At 64.4% G+C, this 23,626-nt stretch carries 20 protein-coding genes, 2 tRNA genes and 1 pseudogene; 14 read left to right on the top strand and 9 right to left on the bottom strand.

Features of this window, described 5'->3' with window-relative positions:
* Positions 1-122: 122 nt before the first annotated feature.
* Positions 123-698, top strand: a complete 576-nt coding sequence (locus QMG52_RS13180; RefSeq protein ID WP_283560855.1) for a single-stranded DNA-binding protein — start codon at positions 123-125, stop codon at positions 696-698.
* Between the two features lie 119 nt (positions 699-817).
* Entirely contained in the window at positions 818-2,500 is a 1,683-nt protein-coding gene (gene ettA, locus QMG52_RS13175) for an energy-dependent translational throttle protein EttA (protein WP_283560854.1), read from the top strand.
* A 200-nt stretch (positions 2,501-2,700) separates the two neighbouring features.
* On the opposite strand, the gene QMG52_RS13170 is transcribed toward ettA, so the two are convergent.
* A complete protein-coding gene (locus QMG52_RS13170; RefSeq protein WP_283560853.1) occupies positions 2,701-3,621 on the bottom strand; it encodes an acyl-CoA thioesterase in 921 nt (306 codons plus the stop codon).
* A gap of 93 nt (positions 3,622-3,714) precedes the next feature.
* Here QMG52_RS13170 and QMG52_RS13165 point away from each other — a divergent pair, with 93 nt between their 5' ends.
* The gene (locus QMG52_RS13165; RefSeq protein ID WP_283560852.1) at positions 3,715-4,308 is read left to right on the top strand and encodes an acyl-CoA thioesterase; all 594 of its coding nucleotides are present in this window, start codon (positions 3,715-3,717) and stop codon (positions 4,306-4,308) included.
* Entirely contained in the window at positions 4,305-4,973 is a 669-nt protein-coding gene (locus QMG52_RS13160; protein ID WP_283560851.1) for a DUF8185 domain-containing protein, read from the top strand. The genes QMG52_RS13165 and QMG52_RS13160 overlap by 4 nt, the downstream gene beginning before the upstream one ends.
* A 99-nt stretch (positions 4,974-5,072) precedes the next feature.
* Here the strand turns inward: QMG52_RS13160 and QMG52_RS13155 are convergent, their stop codons facing one another.
* Together QMG52_RS13155 and QMG52_RS13150 are read right to left on the bottom strand one after the other, a co-directional pair.
* Entirely contained in the window at positions 5,073-5,591 is a 519-nt protein-coding gene (locus tag QMG52_RS13155; protein WP_349361719.1) for a globin, read from the bottom strand.
* Positions 5,592-5,605: 14 nt separating this feature from the next.
* Positions 5,606-6,304, bottom strand: a complete 699-nt coding sequence (locus tag QMG52_RS13150; protein ID WP_283560850.1) for a mechanosensitive ion channel family protein — start codon at positions 6,302-6,304, stop codon at positions 5,606-5,608.
* A gap of 174 nt (positions 6,305-6,478) precedes the next feature.
* Here QMG52_RS13150 and QMG52_RS13145 point away from each other — a divergent pair, with 174 nt between their 5' ends.
* Complete coding sequence (locus QMG52_RS13145) at positions 6,479-6,919, top strand: hypothetical protein (protein WP_283560849.1); 441 nt, start codon at positions 6,479-6,481, stop codon at positions 6,917-6,919.
* 77 nt (positions 6,920-6,996) lie between these two features.
* Here QMG52_RS13145 and QMG52_RS13140 read toward each other — a convergent pair whose 3' ends face one another.
* Together QMG52_RS13140 and pepN are read right to left on the bottom strand one after the other, a co-directional pair.
* Complete coding sequence (locus QMG52_RS13140) at positions 6,997-7,467, bottom strand: OsmC family protein (protein WP_283560848.1); 471 nt, start codon at positions 7,465-7,467, stop codon at positions 6,997-6,999.
* Positions 7,468-7,473: 6 nt separating this feature from the next.
* Positions 7,474-10,047, bottom strand: coding sequence for an aminopeptidase N (pepN, locus tag QMG52_RS13135; RefSeq protein ID WP_283560847.1), 2,574 nt, complete (start codon positions 10,045-10,047; stop codon positions 7,474-7,476).
* 262 nt (positions 10,048-10,309) lie between these two features.
* Here pepN and QMG52_RS13130 point away from each other — a divergent pair, with 262 nt between their 5' ends.
* The 3 genes from QMG52_RS13130 to QMG52_RS13120 are packed head-to-tail and all read left to right on the top strand — an operon-like array spanning position 10,310 to position 12,940.
* Positions 10,310-11,314 carry a hypothetical protein gene (locus QMG52_RS13130; RefSeq protein ID WP_283560846.1) on the top strand — a complete coding sequence of 335 codons (1,005 nt, stop codon included), beginning with the start codon at positions 10,310-10,312 and terminating at the stop codon, positions 11,312-11,314.
* Between the two features lie 42 nt (positions 11,315-11,356).
* Positions 11,357-11,839, top strand: a complete 483-nt coding sequence (locus tag QMG52_RS13125; RefSeq protein ID WP_283560845.1) for a ribose-5-phosphate isomerase — start codon at positions 11,357-11,359, stop codon at positions 11,837-11,839.
* A 3-nt stretch (positions 11,840-11,842) separates the two neighbouring features.
* Positions 11,843-12,940, top strand: coding sequence for an Fpg/Nei family DNA glycosylase (locus tag QMG52_RS13120; protein ID WP_283560844.1), 1,098 nt, complete (start codon positions 11,843-11,845; stop codon positions 12,938-12,940).
* Positions 12,941-13,088: 148 nt separating this feature from the next.
* On the opposite strand, the gene QMG52_RS13115 is transcribed toward QMG52_RS13120, so the two are convergent.
* Positions 13,089-13,162: transfer RNA gene (locus QMG52_RS13115), tRNA-Gly, on the bottom strand.
* 198 nt (positions 13,163-13,360) lie between these two features.
* On the opposite strand from QMG52_RS13115, the gene QMG52_RS13110 reads away from it, so the two are divergent.
* From QMG52_RS13110 to QMG52_RS13085, 6 genes are all read left to right on the top strand, one after another.
* Positions 13,361-13,433, top strand: a tRNA-Pro gene (locus QMG52_RS13110).
* 79 nt (positions 13,434-13,512) lie between these two features.
* Positions 13,513-14,916 carry a trigger factor gene (gene tig / locus QMG52_RS13105; RefSeq protein WP_283560843.1) on the top strand — a complete coding sequence of 468 codons (1,404 nt, stop codon included), beginning with the start codon at positions 13,513-13,515 and terminating at the stop codon, positions 14,914-14,916.
* A gap of 381 nt (positions 14,917-15,297) precedes the next feature.
* Positions 15,298-15,894, top strand: coding sequence for an ATP-dependent Clp protease proteolytic subunit (locus QMG52_RS13100; RefSeq protein ID WP_283560923.1), 597 nt, complete (start codon positions 15,298-15,300; stop codon positions 15,892-15,894).
* A gap of 52 nt (positions 15,895-15,946) precedes the next feature.
* On the top strand, positions 15,947-16,618 hold the full coding sequence (locus QMG52_RS13095) for an ATP-dependent Clp protease proteolytic subunit (RefSeq protein ID WP_283560842.1): 672 nt from the start codon (positions 15,947-15,949) through the stop codon (positions 16,616-16,618).
* Positions 16,619-16,804: 186 nt separating this feature from the next.
* Positions 16,805-18,094, top strand: coding sequence for an ATP-dependent Clp protease ATP-binding subunit ClpX (gene clpX / locus QMG52_RS13090; protein WP_283560841.1), 1,290 nt, complete (start codon positions 16,805-16,807; stop codon positions 18,092-18,094).
* A gap of 283 nt (positions 18,095-18,377) precedes the next feature.
* The gene (locus QMG52_RS13085) at positions 18,378-18,950 is read left to right on the top strand and encodes a mycothiol-dependent nitroreductase Rv2466c family protein (RefSeq protein WP_283560922.1); all 573 of its coding nucleotides are present in this window, start codon (positions 18,378-18,380) and stop codon (positions 18,948-18,950) included.
* 90 nt (positions 18,951-19,040) lie between these two features.
* On the opposite strand, the gene valS is transcribed toward QMG52_RS13085, so the two are convergent.
* The 3 genes and pseudogenes from valS to QMG52_RS13070 form a co-directional block, all read right to left on the bottom strand.
* Positions 19,041-21,689, bottom strand: a complete 2,649-nt coding sequence (gene valS, locus QMG52_RS13080) for a valine--tRNA ligase (RefSeq protein ID WP_283560840.1) — start codon at positions 21,687-21,689, stop codon at positions 19,041-19,043.
* Between the two features lie 125 nt (positions 21,690-21,814).
* Positions 21,815-23,254: pseudogene (locus tag QMG52_RS13075) on the bottom strand (HNH endonuclease signature motif containing protein); the annotation flags it as partial.
* Positions 23,255-23,317: 63 nt separating this feature from the next.
* Positions 23,318-23,626, bottom strand: a 309-nt coding sequence (locus QMG52_RS13070) for a transposase (protein WP_283560839.1), incomplete at its 5' end; no start/stop codon positions are given.

Below are 23,626 nucleotides of genomic sequence, written 5' to 3'. Positions count from 1 at the left end.
GCCAAGATGCCGAGCAGCATCCACACAGAAGGTGCGTCGCCTCTGGCCAACAAGTCTGCCGCACAGTTTGCTTGAAGCATCTGCACAGGGCCGCCATCGGTGGCACGAGGAAAGGCATAGCGATGAGCGATGTGATTACGGTCCGGGGGTTCGTTGCAACCGAGGTTCGGCGCTTCACCACAGACGCGGGCGTATGTATAGCGAGCTTTGAGCTGGGGTCCGTTGAGCGGAAGCAGGACAAAGCCACCAACGAGTGGGTGGACGGAGACACCAATTGGTATCACGTCTCCACGTTCCGCCAGCTGGCCCAGAACACGGCCTTCAGCGTCAATAAGGGTCAGCGGGTCATCGTGACCGGCAGGCTGAAACTGCGGCAGTGGATCAAGGACGACGGGAAGACCGGGACATCGGCCGACCTTGATGCCGACACGTTGGGCCACGACTTGTTCTGGGGAACTGCGGTTTTCCAGCGCAGTACCGCGCCACGCAAGGAGGCGGCTGCTCCCGCAGAGGACGACGGTGGGCTGAAGGAGGGCGGTGGCCCTGGTCAGGACGGTGGGTCCGGATCGGCGACGGACTCTACTGACGAGCAGGGAACGGGGGCGTTGGACGTTCCTGATGATGTGTCCGCCCTGGACGGTGTCGGACTGGTGAACGAGTCAACGGGGGAGGTTCTGGCGGCTGACCCGCCTTATTAGTAGGGCCGGCCGCAGACCGGGACTGGGCCGGCCGCAGACCGGGACTGGGCCGGCCGCAGACCGGGACCGTCAGGTGCGGGGAATGTGAGTTATGCTCCGGCACCGGCTAGCCTTGATGCATGGCGGAATTTATCTACACAATGACCAAGGCCCGTAAGGCTGTTGGCGAAAAAGTAATCCTTGACGACGTAAGCATGTCGTTCTTCCCCGGCGCCAAGATCGGCGTCGTGGGGCCGAACGGTGCGGGTAAGTCCACCATTTTGAAGATTATGGCCGGACTCGATACGCCTTCCAATGGTGAGGCGCGGCTGAGCCCCGGATACACGGTGGGGATTCTGCTGCAGGAGCCGCCATTAAATGAGGAAAAGACCGTTCTGGGCAATGTCCAGGAAGGCGTCGCCGAGATCCACGGCAAGATTCAGCGTTTTAACGAGATTTCCGAAGAGATGGCCAGCCCTGACGCTGACTTTGATGTGCTGCTCGAGGAGATGGGCAAGCTGCAGGAGGCCATTGACGCGGCGGATGCCTGGGATCTGGATTCTCAGCTGGAACAGGCCATGGATGCGTTGCGCTGCCCCCCGGGTGACGCGGATGTCACGGTGCTCTCCGGTGGTGAGCGCCGCCGCGTGGCCTTGTGCAAGCTGCTGCTGCAGAATCCGGACCTGCTGCTGCTGGACGAGCCAACCAACCACTTGGATGCGGAAAGTGTGTTGTGGCTGGAGCAGCATCTGACCAGCTACGCCGGCGCCGTGCTTGCCGTCACCCACGACAGGTACTTCCTGGACCACGTGGCGCAGTGGATCGCCGAGGTTGACCGCGGCCATCTGTACCCCTATGAGGGCAACTACTCCACCTATCTGGAGAAGAAGCGTGCTCGTCTGGAGGTCCAGGGCAAGAAGGACGCGAAGCAGGCGAAGCGTCTGACGGAGGAATTGGATTGGGTCCGTTCCAACGCCAAGGGCCGCCAGACCAAGTCCAAGGCGCGTCTGGCCCGGTACGAGGAGATGGCCGCCGAGGCGGACCGTACCAGGAAACTGGACTTCGAGGAGATCCAGATTCCGCCCGGCCCGCGCTTGGGCGGCGTGGTGCTTGAGGCGAAGAACCTGCAGAAGGGGTATGAGGACCGCGTGCTGATCGACGGGCTGTCCTTCAGCCTGCCGCGCAACGGAATCGTCGGCGTCATCGGGCCCAACGGCGTTGGCAAGACGACGTTGTTCAAGACGATTGTCGGTCTGGAACCGCTCGACGGCGGCGAACTCAAGGTCGGCGACTCCGTGAAGGTCTCGTACGTGGACCAGAGCCGCGGCGGGATCGACCCGAACAAGACCTTGTGGGAGGTTGTTTCCGACGGCCTGGACTACATCCAAGTGGGCCAGGTGGAGATGCCCTCCCGTGCCTATGTTGCCGCCTTCGGTTTCAAGGGACCTGACCAGCAGAAGAAGGCAGGCGTGCTCTCCGGTGGTGAACGCAACCGGCTGAACCTGGCGATGACCCTGAAGCAGGGCGGAAACCTGCTGCTGCTCGATGAGCCCACTAACGACCTGGACGTCGAAACGCTGAGCAGCCTGGAAAATGCGCTGCTCGATTTCCCCGGTTGCGCCGTCGTCGTCTCGCACGATCGTTGGTTCCTGGACCGGGTGGCAACCCACATCCTGGCCTATGAAGGCACCGATGACAGTCCGGCCAGCTGGTACTGGTTCGAGGGGAACTTCGACTCGTATGAGGCCAATAAGATCGAGCGCCTCGGTGCCGACGCCGCCCGGCCGCACAGTGTGACGCATCGCCGGCTCACCCGCGGCTAGGCCAGCGGGGTACTCCGCTGGAGGAGTACGACGGCGAACGTAGCCGGCGACAGCAATGGCCGGTCCCGTGGACCGGCCATTGCGTTCTCCGCATTGCTTTCTTTGCACTGCGTTATCGGCTCTGCGTTATCGGAACTGACTCGACGGCACTGACTCGTCGGCCACGACTTGTCCGCACCATATGAAGCGACGGAGGCAGATCACGGCGCGCCCTGGTCCCCGGCCGTAATGGTTTCCACGGGGACCCGGATCATGCCCTCCTGCGCCACGGAGGCCACCAACTGTCCGGCGCGGTTGAAGATTTTACCGGTGTTAAGTCCGCGTGCCCCGGAAGCGCTGGGGGATTCGGTGACATACAGCAGCCAGTCATCAACGCGGACCGGGCGGTGCCACCACATGGCGTGGTCCAGGCTGGCGATGCTCAGGCCCTTGGAAATCCAGCTGATGCCGTGCCGGCGCAGGGTCGGCTCCAGCAGCGTGTAGTCGCTGGCATAGGCCAGCGCCGCCCGGTGCAGATTGGCGTCGTCGGGCATGGCACCAACGGTTTTGATCCACACACCCTGATGAGGCGCGCGGATGCCGTCCACGCTCAGATAAATGCTGCTCTCGACGTGCCTGATATCAAACGGACGCCCGAAGGCCCAGGACTGAGCGACCGGGTGGTCGAATTTGCCCAGCAATTCCGCGGCACTGGGCAGGGAATCGGGGTCGGGAACATCCTGCGGCATCTGGTCCTGATGGTCGATGCCGATATCGGGAACCTGGAAGGACGCGATCATGGACAGGATCGGGACGCCGTTCTGATAGGCGTGGGTGCGGCGGGCCGAGAATGACCGCCCGTCGCGCAGCCGCTGTACGCCGAAGGTGATCGGCTGGTCCGCATCGCCCGGACGCAGGAAGTATCCGTGCATCGAATGCACCGGCCGATTCTCGTCCACGGTCCGGATGGCTGCAATCAGGGACTGGGAGAGGACCTGGCCGCCAAAAACACGCTGGGCGGGCTGCGGTTGCGAGACGCCAACGAAGATCTCCTCGTCGGTATGGGCTCCATCGGCCTCACTGAGATCCAGCAGCTCCAGCAGAGTGGTCATTGGGTCCTGTACCGCGGGGGAGTCAGTCATGAAAAGACTCTATGTGTCAATCCCGAGGTGCTCAAACATTCGTGGCAGGAAACACGATTGGTTGGCTTCGGGCGGCTGCGGGATGATGGATGAATGGCAACAATGATCCAGATTCCCGTGCAGATCCGCTTCGGCGATATTGATTCCTACGGACATGTGAATAACGTGACGTATCTGCAGTATCTGGAGGACGGACGGGTGCAGCTTTTCCACACGCCGCTGGGAGCCGCGGCTGCGCCCGGGACGGGCCCCGACGAGTCGTTTGACGATCTGGTCGGCGAGGATCTGTATACCTTGGTGGGCCGGCATGAGATCGAGTACCTGGCGCCGTTGGTGTTCCGGCCGGAGCCGGTCTTCGTCAACATCTGGGTCACCCGGCTGGGAGGCTCCAGCTTCGAATTCGGCTACACCGTGGGGGAGAAGGATGACTCCGTGATCTACGCCCAAGCCAGCTCGGGTGTGGTCATGGTTTCCCGCCTGACGGGGCGTCCGGTCCGGCTCAGTGCCCACCAGCGCCATGCCCTGGAAACGTGGCTCGGCGATCCGGTGTCCTTTCGCCGCCGGCCTTGGCCGGACGCCGCAGTGGAAGCGGCTCCAAATTTCTCCCCGACAGGGGGCTCTGCGACGGCGCGCTCTACTGCAGCGGATTCTAGGGCAGCGGGCTCCACGGCACGGGTCCGCTCATGACAACGTCGACAGCGCAGCAGACCCTAGAGCTTGCCGACGCGGGAACCGTAGCGGATCTGCGCACCTTCATTTCCCGCGCACGAGCGGCCGACGACGGCGCCGTCCGGCTGCAGGCCGTCGGTTCCGTGCTGGCGGCGTATGTGTGCGTGATGCGGCCGAAGCTGCTGGGCGAGGGAACCCCGACGGTTCTGGGGCTGCGAACGATGGCCCTGCACACCCCGTCTGACGTGGACGTGACCGTGCCGTTGGCCGCGGTCTCCGACCGTCTGGCGCGAATGGCGGCCGACGACGTCCGGCTGGCGGTGCCCCCGATGACGGTCCACGAATCCTGGGCCGGTATCAGCGCACCGCGCGGAGGTTGGGACCGGCTGCAGGAAATCGATGCCGAAACCCTCATCCGGGTGGCCAAGGACGGTGTCCGGGAGGTGGCACAGATAATTCCCGTGAATCCGGGGGCGATGATCGTCAACAATGCACGGGCAGCCGTTTGGGGGCGGCCTGTTCCCGGCATCGCCCCGGCCCTGCCCGCGGGTGCGGCCTTTGCAGCGTACGCGCTGGGATTCGTGGCACCGGACGAAACTGCGGTGTTGTTCGGCTCCGAGCGTTGGCTGCGCCTGAGCACCGGACGCGGGCATGTGTTGATCCGGCCGGCAGCAATCATCTGACCGGTCCCAGCACAGGAGCAGGGCCGTCAAACGGTTGCCCGCGGCGCGCGAGGACTGCCGGCCGCCCGCCGGACTGTGGCGAAGGGGAGGGTGGAGCCCTTACGCCGAGTTCACCATGGAGTGGGCCGCGCGTTCCAGATAGTCCCAAAGTGTTGCCTCGTAAAGTGGGGGTAGATTCACCGCGTCCACGCCGGCGCGCATGTGCAGCAGCCAGCGGTCGCGGGCCTGCGGCGTCACGGCGAACGGGATGTGGCGCATCCGCAGCCGAGGGTGGCCGCGCTGTTCCAGATACGTTCTCGGACCACCCCAATACTGCTCGAGGAACATGCGCATCCGTTCCTCCGCGGGGCCCAGATCGTCTTCCGGGTACATCGGCCGCAACAGCGGGTCCTGTGCAATGCCCTGATAGAAGACATGCACCAGTTTCACGAAGGTTTCGTGACCGCCGACGGCGGCGTAGAAACTCTCCCCGCTGGCGGGCGTCCCGGTGCCCGCGCTGGTCCGGGCCGCCGGTGCGTGCTGCCGCTCAGTCGTCACCAGAGGGACGGCGGGCACGTTGGAATCCACCGCTGCCCGAACGGGGACGGAATTATCTGCTGTGCTGGTATCGCCGGCCATGAGCCGCCCGCCTCCTACTGAACCCGACGCGCAATGGCTGCGCCGCCGTCGGACTGGTGTGCCATTTCGTCACGGGCATTGTCGTGAGCGTCGACCGCCGTCTGGCCGGCGGCATCGGCCGGACCCTCGGCAGCGGTAGCAATGAAATCGCCTTGGGAGCGGTTGCCTAACCGCAGGATCTCGCCATTGCGCAGATACCAGATAGCGCCGTCCACGGCGCGGACCCGCGTGATCCGCAGTCCCACGGACTCCACCACGCCGACCACCTCACTTGTCTCGATCACGTCGCCGATTCCGTACTGGTCCTCCATGGTGATGAAGATGCCGGCCAGAAAGTCCCGGATCAGCTGCTGGCAGCCGAAGCCGATAGCGATGCCAAAAATGCCGACGCTGGTCAGGACCGGGGCGATATTGACGCCCAGACTCTGCAACACGTAAATGACGGCGATGACCACGATCACCACCGTCACTACGGAGTTGAGCAGTGAACCGATGGTCTCCGCGCGCTTAACCCTGCGTTCGCTGTCGAGGGTGCGCAGCACCGGCTGGGCCCATTTCAGGCCGCGGACATTCAGGATGCTGCTGCCGATGCGGATCCGCCGGACAATGCGCGAAATGATGAGCGTCAAGACGGCCCAGATGATTAAGCTGACCAGTACAACGAACCCGACAGCCAGCAGCCGGCTCCAGACCAGGTCCCAATTCCACGTCACTACGATTGTGCCTTCCCGTTGCTTGTTCTGCAGAGCTTGTCCTGCAGATTTCCCCTGCTGTCAAGCCTAGCGCCGTAGGGAGACAGTACGCGCATTCTCATTCTGGGCGGAACGGTTTCCCTCTCCGCGGAGCTCGCCCGGCAGGTGGTGGAACGCGGACATGAGGTGACCTGCGTGGCCAGGGGGACGGCGGGACAGCCGCCGGCGGGGGTTGGTTTTGTGCAGGCGGACCGCTCGCTCGGCATCGAGGTCTATCGAGGGCTCGACGGCGAGTGGGATGAAGTGGTCGACGTCTCCTGGAGTTTGGATCAGGTCCGCGACTACGGGGAGGCCAAGGTCACCTGTGAGCGGCTGAGTTCAGACGCCGTTGAGCCCCGGCTTCATATCTGCCGTCCGTGCCTGATCGCCGGACCGGGGGACGTCAGCGACTGGTTCGGCTACTGGCCGGCGCTGGCCCGCGGGCTGGCGCCGCGGCCTTTTGACCTAACGAGGGAAGACACTCTGGCCGACGAACGTGCCCGCGGTCTCGACCGGGACCGTCGGGCCGGGTTGAGCGCAGACAAGGAGCGGCGGCTGGTCCTGGCGTGGAAGGCCACCCAACATACCACCGCATAACCTTTCGGGTGGGTGGGGGAGATACGCCCCGTTTAGAGGGGTATATCTCCCCACTCACCCGAAGGAGGGGGCAGGGGTCAGGCGGTGACGGTGGGTGCGTGGTGCACTGGGAAGTTGACGCTGCGGGCGATAAAGCACTTCTGCGCGGCTTCCTCGTGCAGCGCGGCGGCCAGCCCGAGGTGTGCTGGGTCCGTCACCGTCAGCACCGGCCGTAGTGTCGCGGAGATGAACTGCCCGCTGCCATCCGCGTTCAACCGCATTACCCCGACAGCTTCGTCGCGGTAGTTGGTCACCACGATCCCGTGGTTCACTGCGACGTGCAGGTAAGAGAGCATGTGGCACTGGGCCAAGGCGGTGAGCAGCAGCAGCTCAGGGTTCCAACGGTCCCGGTCGCCGTGGAAGGTCGGGTCCGCGGAACCGTGCAGGGTCGGCAGCCCGGCGGCGGTGACATCATGCCCGCGTCCGTACTCGCGGTAGCCGGAGGTGCCGGTGCCGCGGTTGCCGGTCCACGAAACGGTAATTGCGTAGTGATGCTCATGCAGGGCCATGGAGGGCTACTTGTCCGCGGCCCGGGCCTTGAGCGCGCGCACCACGCCGTCGCGGCTTTCCAGCACCAGCCGGCGCAGTGATGGCGTGTCGCTGCCCAACTCGGTCAGGAATGCGTCCGTGGCGTCGATGGTGCCTTGCGAGACCAGCTGCGACGGGTAGAGACCGGTGACGATGGTGGAGCTGATCTCATGCGACTTGGCGGCCCAGACCTTGCGGATGGAGGCGAAATACTTGGCCACGAAAGGCTCGAGCAGCTTCGTGTCGTTGACCCGGGTGAAGCCGCCGATTGCTGACCGCTGGGCGGCATTGGGCATATCACCGTCAACGACGACAGAGTTCCAGACGGCCGCTTTTGCCTCAGGCGTGGGGATGGAAGCGCGGGCTCCGGCGGCCGCCAGCTGGCCGGTCTGGGTGCGGTCGCGGCCCAGCTCGGTATCGATGTCTGCCTCTCCCATCCGTCCGCCGGCCACCAGTGAGGACACCAGCTCCCAGCGCAAGTCCTGATCGACCTCAACGCCGGCCGGACCGCCGCCGCCCGCCACCAGCCGTGCCACCGCGTCCAGCTGTTCACCGGTGCGTGCCAGCGCGGCGAAGGCCTTCACGAACTGCAGCTGCGAATCAGACCCCTCGTCCGCCTGCCCCGCGAGCGTCCAGAGCGCATCCCCGGTCCGGACCGTGACAGCCCCCCGGTGCTCCTCGGCCACGTAAAACATCAGGGTCGTGGTCAGCTGGCGCAGCAGCACGGTAACCACGGAAGAGTCGGATTCCGAACCGATGTTGGCCAGGACGAGGTCCACGTATTCGCGGGCCGGCGTTTCGCCGTCGCGCGCGGCGTCCCAGGCCGACCCCCAGACCAGCGTGCGCGGCAGTGAGTCGGCGAAGTCCTTCAGATGCGCCTTTGCGAAGCTGAGCGAGGCCTCGTCGAGACGGACCTTGGCGTAGGCCAGATCGCCGTCGTTCAGCAGTACCAGGGCGGGGCGGCGGCGGCCGGTCAGCTCGGCAACCTCCGTGCGTTCGCCGTCGACATCCAGCTCCACGCGGTGCGTACGGACCAGCTTGCCGCAATAACTCTCATCTGCGCCGGCCAGATCATAGAAACCGATCGCGGCCCGGTGCGGGCGGATGGTGGGGTGCTCCGGAACGGCCGACTGCAGCACGGCAAAGCCGGTGATGACGCCGTCGTCATCCACGGTTATTTCCGGGCGCAGGGTGTTCACGCCGGCCGTTTCCAACCATAGCGACGACCAGTCCTTCAGATCGCGGCCGCTGGAGATCTCCAGCTCACGGAGCAGATCCGCCAGCTCGGTGTTGCCCCAGGCGTGTTTGCCGAAGTAGGCGCGCACCCCGGCCATGAACTCCTCCTGGCCCACCCAGGCCACCAGCTGGCGGAGCACCGAGGCGCCCTTGGCGTAGGTGATGCCGTCGAAATTGACCAGGACATCTTCCAGATCCTTGATCTCCGCCACGATGGGGTGCGTGCTGGGCAGCTGATCCTGCCGGTAGGCCCAGGACTTTTCCATCGAGGAGAACGTGGTCCAGGCGTTGGTGTACCGGGTGTTTTCCGCCGCCGCGAGCGTGGACATGAATTCCGCGAAGGACTCGTTGAGCCACAGATCGTTCCACCAGCGCATGGTCACCAGGTCGCCGAACCACATGTGGGCCAGCTCGTGCAGGATGGTGATGGCGCGGCGTTCGACGACGGCATCGGTCACCTTGGAGCGGAATACATACGTTTCCAGGAACGTCACCGCTCCCGCGTTTTCCATCGCGCCGGCGTTGAATTCCGGGACGAAGAGCTGGTCGTACTTGGCGAACGGATACGGCGTGCCGAACTGCTTTTCATAGAATTCGAAGCCTTGGCGGGTCAGTTCAAAGATATTCTCGGCATCCAGGTACTGCATCAGGGATTTGCGCGCAAAGACGCCCAACGGGATCGTCCGGCCGTCGGAGCTGGTGAGCTCGCCGCGGACGTTCTGGTAGGGTCCGGCGATCAGCGCGGTGATGTAGGAGGAGATCACCGGGGTGGGTGCAAAGTTCCAGGTCGCGGACGTGCCGACGGCGAGCGGTGCCGGAGTGGGAGAGTTGGAGATGACGTCCCAGTGGGCCGGGGCCGTGATGTTGAAGCTGAAGGGCGCTTTGAGGTCCGGCTGTTCGAAGACGGCGAACATACGCCGGCTGTCCGGGACCTCGAACTGGCTGTAGAGGTAGACCTCGTTGTCCACCGGGTCCACGAAGCGGTGCAGGCCCTCGCCGGTGTTCATGTACGGGGCGTCCGCCACCACGGTCAGGATATTGGTCAAAGCCAGGGTGGGGAGCTGAATGCGCACGCCGTCGGAGACCTCGGCTGCATCGAGTTCGACGCCGTTCAAGGTCACCGAGTGCACAGTGGCGGTGATCGCGTCGATGAAGGTGGACGCGCCGGCAGTGGCGCGGAAATGCACCACGGTGGTCGAGGAGAAGACCGCATCTCCGCGGGTCAGATCGAGCGTGACGTGGTAGGAGTCGACGGCGACAATACCGGCCCGTTCGCGGGCTTCGGCACGGGTCAGGTTCATCCCGGACGGTTGGTTGTCAGACATAGTATCGGCTCCATTGTTCGGCGGTGATGCCCCCGGTGTGTCGGACCACGGCATTGTGGACTCATTGTTCCACTGAATGTCTTTTGCTGCGGGAGGGCGTCAAATTTGTCATGCCGACGGCATAACCGCCGGGGCACTCCGAGGCCTAGGGTGGAACTAACCGGCTGGGCTTACCTGCGCAATCGGTGACTTACCGGTGGCCCAACGGGAGAATATCCGGCACGGCCGCAACGACAGCCGCAAAAATCGTGAGGGAGCGCACATGGAGTCGGGGGAGAATCGGGGGACCGACCGCCGGGCGCTGCGGTTTGCCATCATTTTCCCGCTGCTGCTCGCCATCAGTTTTGGTCTGGCCGGATACACGCTGCGCGGGGAAATCCCGCTCGGGGCGGTCCTGCCGTTCGGCGGTTCTCCGCTGCCCGCCGTCGGATATCTGGCGTTCAGCGCCGGGTGCATCGCACTGGCGGGAATTGCCTTCGGCAGCCAGGCGGCCAGGACGTCCCTGCCGCGTACCGCGCGAAGGGCCCTGCTCGGGACCGCGTTCACCGCGGAACTGTTTTTGACGTCCCTGTTCGGCTCGACCTTGGTGGCGCAGGCCGGCGCCGGCCGGCACCCAGGGCCGCAGCCGGATCCGATCGTGCTCGCGATGGGCAGCGGCGCGGCGTTGGCGCTGGGCGTGGTCATTGCGTTGGTGTACCAACCGGCTGAACAGTGGACGCAGCGCGACGAGGAGGCGCTGCGGGTGGAGCTGGATCCTGCCCTGGCCCGTAACCGGCTGATGTACTGGGTGCATCCGCGAAGCTCGGTGCTGATCATGATTCTGCTGGCTGGCGCCCTGCCGGGTGTGCTGATCGCGCTGGCATTGCCCTGGCTTGGGGCACTGGTCTTGGCGCTGGCTCTGGCCGCCGTCGTTTTCCTGACGGCACTCGTGGATGCCGATCGTGACGGGGCCACGGTGCTGATAGCCGGGGTGGTTCCGGCCCTGCATTGCCGGGCCGCCGATGTGCAGGCCGCGGCAGCGTTGGATACGCGGGCCCGGGACTATGGCGGCTGGGGCCTGCGCCGGCGCGGCGGCACGGTGTCTTACCTGGCGGCCAGCGGCCCCGCCGTCGTCGTCCGTCTGGAAAGCGGTACCGCCGCCATTATCGGTGCCCCGGACACCGACCGGGCGGAAGCGCTAGCGGCGCTGCTCAACGGGAGTTTCCACGGCTGGGAACCGGGAGCGGGCCCGGGAGCGCCGCCGTCAGGTAGTCCGGGAAACTTGTAGGCTGGAAGCCGGAACCAGATACAGCCACGAAAAGGACATGCCATGAGCCCCTCCCGCATCCACATTGCCACAGACCATGCCGGCATGGAGCTGAGCGCGCACCTGATCGAGTATCTGGGTGCCGTCGGATACGAGATGGTGGATCATGGGCCAAAAATTTACGATGCCCAGGACGACTATCCCGCCTTCTGCATCAATGCCGCCCGTGCCGTGGTGACGGACATCGAAGCCGGCGTTGACGCGCTGGGCATTGTGCTGGGCGGCTCCGGTAACGGGGAGCAGATCGCGGCCAACAAGGTCAAGGGTGTCCGGGCCGCGCTGGCCTGGAACCTGGACACGGCGAAACTGGCCCGCGAGCACAATGACGCGAACGTCGTCGCGGTGGGTGGACGCCAGCACAGCGTCGACGAGGCCACGCGGATCATTGAGGCATTCCTGGCGGAGCCTTTCAGCCGGGACGAACGCCACGTGCGCCGCATCGCCAAGATCACCGCGTACGAAACAACCGGCGAGGTTGTCCGGTAGGGCATGCCTGAAGGTCACTCCGTCCATCGGCTGGCGCGTCAATTCCAGGACGTCTTCGCGGGGCACCGGCTTCGGCTCTCCAGTCCACAGGGGCGCTTCACCGCCGGAGCGGCCCGGCTGGACGGTCACGTGCTGGAGCACGCAGCCGCGCACGGCAAGCAGCTGTTTTTGAGCTTCGGGAACGAGCTCGTGCTCCGCGTGCACCTGGGTCTGTATGGTGCGTGGGACTTCGGCGGGGATGAATCGTTCACGGGGGCGTCCAGCATCGGCGCGCCGCGGCGGATCGGGGAGCGGGAGATTCCTGCCGCGGACGCCGGCGCAGGCTCGGTGGGCACGTCTGCCGCTGCGGGACGTGCACGCAGCGTTGGTGCCGCCGCCGCGGCCGCTGCGGCCGTGGGCATGTCCGCCGCTGCGGGACGTGCACGCAGCGTTGGTGCCGCCGCCGCGGCCGCTGCGGCCGTGGGCATGTCCGCCGCCGCGGGACGTGCACGCAGCGTTGGTGCCGCCGCCGCTGTAGCCGTGGGTTCCGCAGCGTATGCGGGTCCGCCGGAGCCCAAAGGCGCCGTGCGCGTCCGGCTCGTCTCGGACCATGGCTGGGCGGACCTGCGCGGACCCACCGCCTGCGAGGTGCTGACGCCGGTGGAAGCCGCGGCCGCCGTCGCGGCGCTGGGGCCGGATCCGCTGCACAATCGTCCCGGCGACGAGCTGGAGTTTATCCGTCGCGCCGGTGCCAGCCGGGCGGCGGTGGGGTTGCTGCTGATGAACCAGCAGGTTCTTGCGGGTGTGGGAAACGTTTACCGTGCCGAGGTGCTCTTCCGGCGGCGCCTCGATCCATGGCTGCCCGGCACTGCGCTGCCGTCGGAGCGGCTTGCCGGCTTGTGGCGGGACATCCTGTCCGTGATGGGCGACGGCGTCCGGGACGGACGGATCATTACCACCGCTTCCGCCGACCGGACATCGCCGACCCTGCCGGTGGCGGTGGGCGACGCGCACTATGTGTACAAGCGCGAGGGGTTGCCCTGCCGGATCTGCCGAACACCGGTAGCAATGACGGAACTAGGGAACCGGAAATTGTACTGGTGCCCGGCCTGCCAGTGCTGACGCAGACGCGGCTCCCGCGGACTTGAATGGGCTGACGCGGACTCCGCTTCCGGTGGCTGGTCATACGCATATGGTTCTACGGCTCGCCCTCGTTTCCTGCTGAAGGCAAAAAATCCCCCGGCGCCGCCGGGGGAGGTCAAAACTGGGATGGAGGGGGCGACGGGAATCGAACCCGCGTCATCAGTTTGGAAAACTGAGGCTTTACCATTAAGCTACGCCCCCAGGAGTGATGCCGAAGGGAAGTAAGGAAGGCGGTACCGCCGCACTGCCCGGCCGCTTTCCCGCCGGCGGAGCGTTCCGCCGGGTACAACTACATCATACGGGGGGCGGGTACTGTCAAATGTGCACCGGGTCTGCGCTGCGCCCGCATTGGGGATTGTGCATGAGAGGGATTTTGGCCGTAGACTTGCCGGTGCACTACGGGGCGTAGCGTAGTGGCTAGCGCGCCTGCTTTGGGAGCAGGAGACCGCAGGTTCGAGTCCTGTCGCCCCGACTCAGCATTGTTCCGGAAACACAGGACGGAACTTGCTGCTGATCACCACTCACAAATCGACCATTCAGGAGTACATGCTGTGAAGAGCGCCGTCGAAAACCTCACACCCACTCGGGTCAAGCTCAATGTCGAGGTTCCGCTCGAGGAATTGAAGCCCAGCATTGATGAGGCTTACAAGACGATTGCTACTCAGGTTCAGGTGCCGGGATTCCGTAAGGGCAAAGTCCCCAACCGCCTGATCGACCAGCGCGTGGGCCGCGGCTACGTGTTGGAGACAGCTGTCAATGACGGCCTTAACGGCTGGTACCAGGCCGCCGTTGAAGAAGCCGGCATCCATCCGTTGAGCCGCCCCGAGGTTGAAATCACCGAAGTTCCGGATCCGAGTGCGACCGACGGGGAACTGAAGTTCCACGTCGAGGTCGATGTCCGTCCGGAGATTGAGCTGCCGGACTACAGCGGAATCGAAGTTGAGGTGAAGGCCTCCGAGACTGCAGATGAGGACCTCGAGAAGGCCCTGAACGAACTGCGTGGCCGGTTTGGGTCGCTTAAGCCGCTGGACCGCCCGGCTGCCACCGGGGACTTCCTCTCCATTGACATTGCCGCAAAGATTGACGGCGAAGACGTGGATTCGGCTTCCGGCCTGTCCTACGAGGTGGGCGCCGGAACTATGCTCGAGGGCCTCGATGACGCAGTCGCCGGACTCAGTGTTGACGAAGAGACCGTGTTCGACACCAAACTGGCCGGCGGAGATCATGCCGGCGAGGCGGCCCAGGTCACGGTGACGGTCCGCTCCGTCAAGGAGCGCGAGCTTCCCGAGGCCAACGATGACTTTGCGCAGCTGGCCAGCGAGTTCGACACCATGACCGAGCTGCGCGCCAACCTGGCCAAGCAGGTGGCCGAAGCCAAGACGGTTGATCAGGGCATTGAGGCCCGGGACAAGGTCCTGGACAAGCTCATCGAACTGATCGATGTTCCGGTGCCCGAATCCGTCATTTCCGACCAGATCGAGCAGCACTTTAACGGTGAAGGCGGCCACGGCGGCGAAGGCCACGACACCGAGGAGCACCGCGCAGAGGTTAAGTCCAACACGGAGCGTGCGTTCCGCAACGAGATCATCCTGGATACCATCGCGGACAAGGAGGAAATCGGCGTCAGCCAGCCCGAGCTGATCGATTACATCGTTTCCTCGGCCAGCCAGTACGGCATGGAGCCGAACCAGTTCGCGCAGATGCTTGACTCCAGCGGTCAGGTCCCGATGATTGTCGCTGAGGTGCGCCGCCGTAAGGCGCTGGCGGCCGTCCTGGCCCAGGCCACGGTCACTGACACCAACGGCGACGCGGTGGACCTGAGCAGCTTTGTCAGCGCCGGCGACGCCGAGTCGGAGACGGTGGAAGACGCCGAGCTGGAAGCGGTCGAATCCACCGAGGCCGAAGATGTCACTGAGACTCCCGCCGTCGACGATCCGGGCGCGGCCCGCTTCTGACGCCCTGCCACCAGCGGCGTGATTCCGCCGCTTTGAACTACGGCTGATCCGGGCCGTCGGCGTGGGAGCCGAATCATAGCCGAAACTGCATGGCAGCAAAGACGGCCGCCGCTGGTTCCTATGGGGACCGGCGGCGCCGCGCTTTAAGCCGGTGTGCGGCGGCGTCGTCCGCCCTGCCGGCCACGATGCGCCGTCAGCGAACAGTACGGTTTCACGAAACAAAATGTCGGTCGAAACGGCTACTGTCCAAGAAGAGATGTTCAGCAGAGACGTTCAGCGATAACAGTGATGACAGTGCCTCGTTTCCGTAGTTGTGGAACCGGCACGCAGTCACGAGCGAGAGGCAATTTCACCATGGCACAGCAAACCACAGCCCCGACGATGGCTACTGCGGACCCCGCCGGCCGCGACGACTACATCTTCAACCGTCTGCTCAAGGAGCGGATCATCTGGCTGGGCTCCGAGGTCCGCGATGACAACGCGAATGTGATCTGCTCCCAGCTGCTGCTGCTCTCGGCGGAGGATCCGGACAAGGACATCTTCCTGTACATCAACTCGCCTGGCGGCTCGGTGACCGCGGGCATGGCGATTTACGACACGATGAAATTCATTCCCAATGATGTGGTCACTGTGGCGACCGGTCTGGCCGCTTCGATGGGCCAGTTCCTCCTCTCCTCGGGCACCAAGGGCAAGCGTTATGCGACTCCGCATGCGCGGATCCTGATGCACCAGCCCTCCGGCGGCATCGGCGGCACCGCGTCGGACATCAAGATCCAGGCGGAGCTGATTCTGCACATGAAGAAGGTCATGTCGGAGCTGACCGCCGAGCAGACCGGTCAGACAGTGGACAAAATCCTCAAGGACAACGACCGCGACAAGTGGTTCACGGCGGAGGAAGCGCTGGAATACGGCTTCTTCGACAAGATCGCAGCTCATGCGGGAAGCGTCTCCGGTGGTGGCGGTACCGCACAGGAATAGCCCAACCCACCGTCCAACGCCGTCCCCACTTACTTCAGGAGCTTAGAGAATCATGACCTACAATTTCGGAGCGTCAGCGGGTGGCTTCGCCGCCAATATGCCCACCGACCGGTACGTGCTGCCGCAGTTTGAAGAGCGCACGCCCTACGGTTTCAAGCGCCAGGATCCGTACACCAAACTGTTTGAAGACCGCATCATCTTCCTCGGCGTGCAGGTCGATGATGCGTCGGCGGACGATGTGATGGCGCAGCTGCTGGTGCTGGAGTCAACCGATCCGGACCGCGACATCACGCTGTACATCAATTCGCCGGGCGGATCGTTCACAGCCATGACCGCCATTTATGACACCATGCAGTTTGTTCGTCCGGAGATCCAGACCGTGTGCCTGGGCCAGGCGGCAAGCGCCGCAGCGGTCCTGCTGGCTGCCGGTGCCCCCGGCAAGCGCCTGGCGCTGCCCAACGCCCGCGTTCTGATCCACCAGCCGGCGCTGTCCGGCGGCGACGGCGGCCAGGCCTCGGACATTGAAATCCAGGCCAATGAGGTTATGCGCATGCGGACCTGGCTCGAAGAGACGCTGGCCCATCACTCCGGCAGGACGCCGGCGCAGGTCAACAACGACATCGAGCGGGATAAGATCCTCACCGCGGCGGAAGCCAAGGAATACGGTCTGATCGACGAGGTGCTGGCACCGCGGAAGATCAAACCGCAGGCCATCACCAAATAGCGGCGGGACATCCCGCGCGCCGGGGCAGCGGACAAAAAGTGCGCCGCCCCGGCGTTTGGTTTCCGGCCATGACGGGCTTTGTGGCTTAGAGTGGAGGCATGGTGGGGAGCTTGATTGACCGCACCGGCTGCAGGTCCGGCGACGGGCCGGAAGCGTATTTGTGCCAGACACGAAAGGGAAACACAGATGGCTCGATTGGGCGAGAGCACTGATCTACTGAAGTGTTCTTTTTGTGGCAAGAGCCAGAAGCAGGTCCGGAAGCTCATCGCCGGCCCGGGCGTCTATATCTGCGATGAATGCATTGAACTCTGCAACGAAATCATCGAAGAGGAACTGGCCGAGGTGGCGGATCTGGGCAGTTTTGAACTGCCCAAGCCACGTGAAATCTTTGCCTTCCTGCAGGAATACGTCATTGGGCAGGAGCCCGCCAAGCGTTCGCTGGCAGTGGCGGTCTACAACCATTACAAGCGGATCCAAGCCGGTCATAGTTCCAAGGGCAATGCCCTGGCCGAGGGGGGCGCCCACGAAGACGTCGAACTCTCCAAATCCAATATCCTGCTGATCGGACCGACTGGCTGCGGTAAAACCTATCTCGCGCAGACCCTGGCCCGTCGGCTCAACGTGCCGTTCGCCGTCGCCGATGCCACCGCGCTGACGGAAGCCGGCTACGTCGGCGAGGACGTCGAAAACATCCTGCTCAAGCTCATCCAGGCCGCCGACTACGATGTCAAAAAGGCTGAGCAGGGCATCATCTATATCGATGAGATCGACAAGATTTCACGCAAGAGCGAAAACCCGTCCATCACCCGGGATGTCTCCGGTGAAGGAGTTCAGCAGGCACTGCTGAAAATCCTCGAGGGAACCGTTGCCTCGGTCCCGCCGCAGGGCGGCCGCAAGCACCCGCACCAGGAATTCATCCAGATCGATACCACCAACGTGCTGTTCATCGTGGCTGGGGCCTTCGCGGGGCTGGAGGAAATCATCGGCTCGCGGGCTGGCAAGAAGGGGATCGGCTTCGGCGCCCCGCTGAGTGCGCTTAAGCGCGAGGAAGCCAGCTATGGCGACGTGATGCCGGAAGATTTGCTCAAGTTCGGGCTCATCCCCGAATTCATCGGCCGCCTTCCGGTGATCACCACGGTCTCGCATCTGGACCGGCCGGCCCTGATCCAGATCCTTTCCGAACCCAAGAATGCCCTGGTCAAGCAGTACCAGAAGATGTTTATGCTCGACGGCGTGGAGTTGGTCTTTGAAAACGACGCACTGGATTCCATTGCCGACCAGGCGTTGGAACGCGGAACCGGAGCCCGCGGGCTGCGGGCCATTATGGAAGAAGTGCTGCAGCCGGTGATGTTTGACCTGCCCGGCCGGGATGACATTGCCAGTGTGGTCATCACCGCCGAGGTGGTCAACAAGTCGGCCGAGCCTACGCTGATTCCGCACGATGTGGTGGCCAAGCGCCGCAATAAATCCGCCTGATCCGGTCTCGATTTTTTTTGGCCCCGCGCTTCGCATCAGTACAGACGACTTTGGGACAGACGGACTTTGGGCATTCCGCGCGGTCGCCTTCGGAAAATGACAGCCGGCCCGCCGCACGGGGAATCGTGGCACGCCGGAATACGTTGTCCTGAAAGGTTGTTCTTAATCGGGTGGGATACAAGCGTTTGCCTGCCCGCCACCATCCGACGAGGAGATAATTGTGACCGAAGCTGCCAGTACTGCCAACCCCGGAACCGATACAGCTGATTTCTGGTTTGATCCCATGGGTCCGTTCGCTTGGGCCACCTCGCGCTGGATCGGCGAAGTGGAGAAGGTTCGGCGGATCAGCACGCGGTGGCACGTGATGAGCCTTGCCGTCCTCAACGATGGGCGCGACGGGCTTTCGGAGGACTACCGGAATTTCCTGAAGAATGCGTGGGGACCGGTCCGGGTCGTCATCGCCGCCCAAGAGCTCCACGGCGACCAGGTGGTCAAACCGCTCTACGACGCCATGGGCACGCTGATCCATCACGAAGGCATTGAGGATCTGGATCAGGTCATTTCCAAGTCCCTTGCCGAGGTAGGGTTACCGGCCGACCTGGCCGGTTATGCCTCGAAGGACAGCTACGACGCGCAACTGCGTGCCAGCCACGAAGCAGGGATCAACCTGGTCGGGCAGGACGTCGGAACGCCGGTTGTTTCCTTCAACCGGACGGCATTCTTCGGCCCCGTCATCACCCGCATACCGCGTGGCGAGGATGCCGGGCGTCTTTGGGATGCCACGGTCACCCTGGCCGGCTTCCCATACTTCTTTGAAATCAAGCGCACCCGGACGGAGAGCCCGCAGTTCGGTTAGGCCCGTTTAGCCCCATAAACCGCATCGACCGCGCAGTAGATGTCCTTCTCGAGCCTGAGAACGACATCTACTGCCTAGTCGATGCGTGGGCTAAGCCTGGGCGGGCTCTTCGGCCGGTGCGAGGACCACGGCGTCGACGGACAGTTCGGCGCCCTCAATCAGCGTGAGTTCGCGGACGTTGCCGGCGGCCTTCAAGTCGCCGATCCCTGCCTGCAGTCGGGCCAGCGCACCGGCCGGCGCGCCGATGGTCGCGCTGAGGACTTCTGTGCGCTGCTTAACCTTGGCCTCGGACTTGGCCTTGCGGATCCCACTGAGGGCCGCACCGACGGTGGCCAGCATAGTGATGTCACCGGCACTCTCGCCCGCAGCGCCGGTTGCGGGCCGGTAGGCTGCCGGCCACGGTGCACGGTGCACAGACCCTTTGCGCCACCAGGACCAGACCTCGTCGGTTGCAAACGGGATGAACGGGGCAAACAGCCGCAGTAGTGCTTCCAAGGTGGTGGCGAGGGCCGCGAGCACGGATGCCTGCTCCACGTCACCGGCAGCACCGTAGGCACGGTCCTTGATGAGTTCCACATAATCGTCGGTGAATGACCAGAAGAACGTTTCGGTCAGCTGCAGCGCCCGGGCGTAGTCGTAGGTCTCGAACGCCGACGTTGCCTGGTCGACGACGTCGGCCAGCTGAGCGAGCAGCGCAGCATCCAACGGATTGGACACTGGATGGTCACCGGCCGCCCATGTCCCGGTGAGTACCGAGGCCTCGGTGGCACCCAGATTCAGCACAAACTTCGAGGCGTTGAGCAGCTTTATCGCCAGCCGGCGACCGATCTTCATCTGTCCGATTTCGTAGGCGGTGTCCGCGCCGAGTTTGGCCGAAGCCGCCCAATAACGTACCGCGTCCGAGCCGAAGTCCTTGAGAACATCGGTGGGAACCACCACGTTGCCCTTGGACTTGGACATCTTCTTGCGGTCCGGGTCCAGGATCCAGCCCGAAATGGCGGCGTGCTTCCACGCTGCAACCCCCTGCAGGGCATCGGCCCGGACCACGCTGGAGAACAACCAGGTCCGGATGATGTCGTGGCCCTGCGGGCGAAGGTCGAAGGGAAAGACTTTCGCGAAGAGGTCCTCGTCCCGGCTCCAGCCGCCCACAATCTGCGGGGTCAGCGAGGACGTGGCCCAGGTGTCCAAGACATCGGCATCCCCGGTGAATCCGCCGGGCTGATCGCGCTGTGCCTCCTCATAACCGGGGGCCGGTTCGGCAGCCGGATCGACGGGCAGCGCCTGGTCCGTGGGCAGGATCGGCTGCTCGTAGTCCGGATTGCCGGCGGTGTCGAGCGGGTACCAAACCGGAATCGGCACACCGAAGAAGCGCTGCCGCGACACCAGCCAGTCGCCGTTGAGGCCCTGCACCCAGTTCTCATAGCGCGAGCGCATGAACGCAGGGTGGAAGGCGACTTCCTTGCCCCGGCCGATCAGACGTTCACGCCGGTCCGCATCCCGGCCACCATTGCGCAGATACCATTGGCGGCTGGTGACGACTTCCAGTGGTTTGTCGCCTTTTTCATAGAAGTTGACTGTATGCGTGATCGGCTTCGGTTCGCCGTCCAGATCGCCGCTGTCGCGCAGTTGGGCGACCACCGTCTCCTTGGCGCTGAAGGTGGTCTTGCCGGCCAGCGCCTCGTAATGAGCGACGCCGTCGCCCTTAACCCATGCCGGAGTGTCGGCCAGAATGCGCCCGTCACGGCCCACAATCGCCCGCGTGGGGAGCTGCAGCTCGCGCCACCAGGTGACGTCGGTCAGGTCGCCGAACGTGCAGACCATGACCAGGCCGGAGCCCTTGTCGGGCTTGGCCAGCGGATGCGCCTTGACCTCGACCTCGACGCCGTACAGCGGGGAGGTGACAGTGGTGCCGAAGAGTGGCTGGTAGCGCTCGTCATCCGGGTGCGCCACCAGGGCAACGCAGGCCGGAATCAGCTCCGGGCGGGTGGTCTCGATGAAGACCTTTTCGCCGTCGTGCCGGTGGAACGCGACGCGGTGGAAGGCGCCGGGACGCTCGCGGTCCTCCAGCTCGGCCTGCGCCACGGCGGTCCGGAACGTGACGTCCCAGAGCGTGGGGGCCTCGGCCATATACGCGTCGCCGGCGGCCAGGTTGGCCAGGAACGCGCGCTGGCTCACGGCGCGGGAGGCATCATCAATGGTGCGGTAGGTGAGTTCCCAATCGACCGACAGCCCCAAGGTGCTGAACAGGTCCTCGAAGACCTTCTCGTCCTCCACCGCCAGGACCTCGCAGAGTTCAATGAAGTTGCGCCGCGAGATCTGGATGAAGTCGCGCTCATTCTTCGCCGGCTGGGCCGGCGGCGTGAAACCGGCTTCGTAGGGCAGTTTCGGGTCGCAGCGGACTCCGTAATAGTTCTGTACACGCCGTTCGGTCGGTAGCCCGTTGTCATCCCAGCCCATCGGATAGAAGACGTTCTTGCCGCGCATCCGCTGGTAACGTGCCAGTACGTCGGTCTGGGTGTAGGAGAACATATGTCCTACATGCAGGGATCCGGAGGCCGTCGGCGGGGGAGTGTCGATCGAGTAGACCTGCTCCCGGCTGGTGTTCCGGTCAAACTTATAGGTTCCCTCCTCACGCCAGCGCTTGCTCAGGACTGCTTCAAGCCCCTCCAATGCGGGTTTCTCGGGAACATTGGACGAAGTCGTGGCGGGCGTGTCTGTGCCCGGGATGTGGTCTGCCATACCGTAGATTCTTTCATGTTTGTCTTCGGCCAGGGACCACGGACTATCCGGGATTCAGGCGGGACGGCTGGTGACGGGCAGAGCTGCAATCAGAGCGTCCGATAGGTGAGGACAGGGGCCGTCTCTCAGAAGGGGGCGATGTCGAGGTCGTCGGTGCGGGTGGTGTAGATTTTGCCGCCGGGTGAGAGCCATTTCAGGGAGCCGTCGGGCTGGCGGGTGTCGGCCCATCCGGTCTTGTGTTTGATCAGGTGGTGGGGGCCGCATTTGGGTCCGGTGTTGGTGCCGCTGGAGACACCGTTTTTGGACCAGTCGAAGATGTGGTCGTTGTCGCAGTTCCGGGACGGGCGCAGGCAGCCGGGGAATTCGCAGGTGGGGTGGCGGAGCCGGTTTTCGCGGCGTATATCGGCCGGGGTCCGGTAGGCTGTTCGGCCCACGGAAAGCCTGGCTCCGGTGTGGGGATGGGTCAGGACGCGGTAGAAGCTCGGTTGTTCGGCGGTGATCCTGCGGGCGGTCTCGGCTGGGATGGGTCCGTAGCCCTCCATATATCCGGGTTCGTCGGATTTACCCATCGCGGTCCAGACCGGGATGGTGATGAATACCTCGGCCTTGATCCTACGGTAGTCAATCTTCTCCCGGCCCAGGTCCGGACCGGTCCCCGGTGGTGGGCTGGTCCCCGGTGGTGGGCTGGTCCCCGGTGGCGGGCTGTTGCGTGATGCCGTGGTGGGGGCGCCAGGGCGTAGGTAGCGGCCCGGGCGCGGGTGTCCGGCGGGGGGCTGGTCCTTGTGGAAATGGGGTGGGGATGCCGGGATCCGGGGACCTGTGGCCGGGATCGGGCCGGGATTCGGGGCCGGCCGCCGGATCAGGTAGCGCGGGAACGCGCCTCTGGACGGAGCGCTCCCGCACGGTTCGGGGAGCTGGACGGTTTCAGCGCCCAGCGTGCTGACCCCGGCGTTGATGAGCAGGTCGGTGAGGACATCGGCGCGCAGCTGGGCCGGGGTGCGTTCCTCGTCGGGGCCCTGCAGGGTGGCCGCGGCCGCGGTGATCCGGTTATGGGCGGAGAACGCGGCCTCGGCCGGGAGCAGGGCATGTAGCCACGCCATCCCGTCCGGTCCCGGGGACAGGTAAATCCGCCGTCCGGCGAGGGCCCTGCGGTGGCGCACGCTCAGGGATTCCGGGTCGAGCCTGCACCGCAGCCGGTGCGCCCGGCCGTTGAGCTGGTCCCGGGTCAGTTCCGGGGCTCGTTCGAGCAGCCGGGTCTCGAAGATGTCCCTGCCCGCGGCGTCAAGTCCCTGGCCCTGGTCGACCAGGACGGCGGCGCAAGGCTGGGAGAGGGCCCCGGTTTCCATCAGGGCCAGGGTTGCCGGGAACGTGTCGACCAGGGCGCAGGAGGTATCGAGGAGTTTATGCGTTTGGCCCTCGGAGAGTTTGAGTGTGGTCGCCGCTTCCATGATGGCCACGGACTCCGCCAGGTTCAGGTGGGCCTGGGTGGGGCCGGTGTCACCGGTGCGGATCCCGTTCAGCGCCTGGTCCTTGAGCCTGGCCAACAATCTGGCCTCAAGGGCGTCGAGCCAGTTGCGGGTTCTCGCTGGAGCTTGTCAATTTTTCTGTGTAAGTAGTTTATTTTTTGTTTAGTTCAGGTGGCCGGCGAGCCGGTCTGGGTAGGCCAGGGCTAGTGCGCCGAGGGCGGCGTTCCAGCCGAGACTGGAGGACCCCTCAACGAGGTGCCGCCCGGTCGTGTTCGTGTCGGTCTTTTGTTTCTTGCCTCGTTGCCTGGCGTGTTTGTCTTCGATGTCGCGGATGGCCAGCCAGAGCAGTTTCACGACCGCGGTGTCGTTGGGGAAATGCCCGCGGTTCTTGATGATTTTACGCAGCTGGTAATTCAGCGACTCGATCGCGTTGGTCGTGTAAATGATGCGGCGTACTGCTGCGGGGAAGGC

The organism is Paenarthrobacter sp. PH39-S1 (genome assembly GCF_030063245.1).
GTDB lineage: Bacteria > Actinomycetota > Actinomycetes > Actinomycetales > Micrococcaceae > Arthrobacter_M.
The sequence above is the reverse complement of the archived record's forward strand: the minus strand, read 5'-3'. Positions and strand labels throughout refer to the sequence as shown.